Source organism: Kribbella sp. NPDC055110 (genome assembly GCF_053607525.1).
Window position 1 is genome coordinate 1 of sequence record NZ_JBSGTS010000063.1, and the last position, 2,962, is coordinate 2,962.

A 2,962-nucleotide genomic window follows, 5' to 3' on the forward strand; every position below is an offset into this window, starting at 1 on the left:
ACGCCTGGCCTGGCGCACCCCTACCGAAGCCCTCGACAAACTACTATCCGACCAAGCAAATCCACCCGGTGTTGCAACCACCGCATGAATCCGCCCCACAACACCATCGGATATCCCCTCGCGTTCGGAGGCTCTCGTCGCGCCCGGCCAGGCCCGGCCAGCGAGACGGACCGGGCGGTGCGGTGCGTGCGGTGGTGCGGTGCGGTGCGGGCGGGCGGTGGTGCGGTGCGGGCGAGCGGTGGTGTGGTGCGGGCGGTGGTGTGGTGCGGTGGGGACTGGAGACAGGAGTTGGTGCGTGATGCGGCGTTTCGGTGGTTTCGGAAGACGGGGACGAAACCGGTGATCGCGGCTGAGTCGGACGGGAACGAGGCGCTGCTCGCTCTGGTGGCGTTGGGCTGCGGGACCTGCGTCGTACCGCGACTTGTGCTCGAGTCGTCCGTTGTTCGCGATCAGCTCGTCGAGCTGCCGGCCGACCTGGAACCTCTCACGATCGGGCTTTGCGCCCGCCGCGCCGACCTGCACCGGCCTTTGATCGCGGCGCTCTGGGACTTGCGACCGTAGCGCCGGGGTAGAGCTTGGCGGGCACGAGCTGCGGTGGGAGCGGGTCGGCGCCCTCGACCTGGCGGATCAGGGACTCGGTGCCCAGCTGACCGAGTTCCGGGCCGGGTGTACGCATGATCGTCAGCTGTGGATTCGTCAGCGCCGCCATCTCCGGCGCCATCAGCAACGGGAGGACCGAGATGTCCTCAGGAACCTTGTAGCCAAGGCGATTCAGCCCCGCGACCGCCCCGAGCGCGGCGAACTCGTTGACGATCAACACAGCTGTGGTGTCCGGATGCGCCTCGACCAGCTGCGTCATCGCCTCCTGACCGGACCGGGTCGATCCCGCGCTCTCCATCACGACGATCTCCAGCCCGTACTCGGCCGCCACCCGCCGGTACGCCGCCTCCGAGCGCACGTACGGCCCGTAGGTGCTGAACACCGGATCGGTCAGGTTCCCCGAGATCAGCACGATCCGACGGTGGCCGAGCTCGTACAGGTGCCCGACCGCGTCCTCGACGGTCCGGTCGAAGTCGATGTCGACGTGCGCGAGGCCCTCGAGGGACGACGTCCGTCCGATCAGCGCGAACGGCGTCGACGTCTCCTGCAGGACCGTGACCCGCGGGTCGTCCAGCTGGACCTCCATCAGTACGACGCCGTCGACGAGACCCTGACCGACGAGTTCCTTCAGCTCGGTCCCGTCGTTCCCGACCGGCCAGAGCACCAGGTGGTAGTCCTGCTTGCGGGCCGCGTCGGCCGCGCTGGTGAAGAACTCGGCCGCCGAGAACCCGAACTTGTGGTCCAGCGCCGGGTAGGCCATCGCGATGATGTGCGTCCGCCGGCTGGCCAGCGCGCGGGCGACCATGTTGCGGCGGTACCCGAGGTCGAGCATCGCCTGCTCGATCCGCGCCCGGGTCGCCGCCGTCACCGGTTTGGTGTCGTTCAGCAGGAACGAGACGGTCGCGATCGACACCCCGGCACGCTGGGCGACGTCTTTCATCGTGACCATCGATCCGACCCCCTCCGAACTCTTGACAGCGGTGTGACGTACGGAACATAGTCCTTCAACGCCTCAGTTAAGCGGTTTACCGCCAAATCCACAAGATCCACCTCCAGTCCCTTGGCCTATCGGTTAAACGCTTTGAAGGAGCCCGATGTCATGATCAGCAAGCGGATCGCCGCCGCGCTGGCGGGTGCGACGACGGTGTCGCTCCTGCTGGTCGCCTGCGGTGACAACGGCGGCGGCCAGTCGTCGTCCTCGTCCGGCGACAGCGTCAAGAGCCTCACGATCCTGGACTACTACAACAACGACCCGGACAAATCCCTTGTGCAGAAGGGACTTGACTCCTGCGCGACCCAGCTCGGCATCACGATTCAACGGGAGACGGTGCCTGGTGACACCTTGATCCAGAAGGTGCTGCAGCAGGCCTCGTCGAAGACCCTGCCCGACGTGTTGATGCTCGACAATCCCGACGTACAGCAGATCGCCGCGACCGGTGCGCTGGCGCCCTTGAACGACCTGGGGCTGAACGGCGACGGAGTCATCCAGGGCATGGTCGACGCGACGTCGTACCAGGGCAAGCTCTACGGGCTGGCGCCGGTGACGAACACGATCGCGCTGTTCTACAACAAGGACATGCTGGCCGAGGCCGGTGTGCAGCCGCCGAAGACCTGGGAGGAGCTGAAGGCGGCCGCCAAGAAGCTCACCAAACCCGGCCGGTACGGGATGGCCTTCAACGCCAACGCGACCTACGAGGGTTCGTGGCAGTTCCTGCCGGCGATGTGGACCAACGGCGGTGACGAGACCGATCTGACCAGCCCGCAGGTGGCAGAAGCCCTGCAGCTGTGGGTGGATCTGGTCAAGTCGGGGTCGGCGTCGAAGAGCGTCATCAACTGGACGCAGGGCGACGTGAACGACCAGTTCATCGCGGGGAAGGCCGCGATGATGGTGAACGGCCCCTGGCAGATCCCGTCGCTGAACAAGAACCCGAAGGTCAAGTGGGACGTCGTGACGTTCCCGCTGAACAAGCCGGATCAGACTCCCGTCGCGCCGCTGGGCGGTGAGGCCTGGACGGTCCCGCTGAACAAGGACCAGGCCAAGCAGCAGAAGGCCGCGGACTTCGTGAAGTGCCTGAACTCGGACGAGAACGAACTGACCTGGGCGAAGGCCCGGTTCACTCTCCCGACCAAGCTCGCGCTGCTCGACCAGTACGCCAAGGACGTCCCGTCGATGAAGGCCTTCGCCGAGCAGGTCAAGACCGCCCGGGCGCGGACCGGCAAGCTGGGGGACAAGTGGCCGGACGCCGCGAAGGTGATCTACCAGGCGATCCAGCTGGCGCTGACCGGTAAGGCCTCGGCCCAGGACGCCTTCAAGCAGGCGTCCGGCGGCTGATCGGGATGGTGACGCTCACACGTACGACGG

At 66.6% G+C, this 2,962-nt stretch carries 3 protein-coding genes; 2 read left to right on the top strand and 1 reads right to left on the bottom strand.

Translation table 11 applies throughout. The features are described 5' to 3' along the window. Positions 1 to 84: 84 nt before the first annotated feature. Complete coding sequence (locus ACWF0M_RS38050) at positions 85 to 561, top strand: LysR substrate-binding domain-containing protein (RefSeq protein WP_452240631.1); 477 nt, start codon at positions 85 to 87, stop codon at positions 559 to 561. Here ACWF0M_RS38050 and ACWF0M_RS38055 read toward each other — a convergent pair. After that, positions 485 to 1,549, bottom strand: a complete 1,065-nt coding sequence (locus ACWF0M_RS38055) for a LacI family DNA-binding transcriptional regulator (protein ID WP_452240632.1) — start codon at positions 1,547 to 1,549, stop codon at positions 485 to 487. The genes ACWF0M_RS38050 and ACWF0M_RS38055 overlap by 77 nt on opposite strands. Before the next feature lie 150 nt (positions 1,550 to 1,699). Here ACWF0M_RS38055 and ACWF0M_RS38060 point away from each other — a divergent pair, with 150 nt between their 5' ends. Beyond that, positions 1,700 to 2,932 (top strand): sugar ABC transporter substrate-binding protein, encoded by a 1,233-nt coding sequence (locus tag ACWF0M_RS38060; protein WP_452240633.1) that lies wholly within the window; start codon positions 1,700 to 1,702, stop codon positions 2,930 to 2,932. The last annotated feature ends 30 nt before the right edge of the window (positions 2,933 to 2,962 follow it).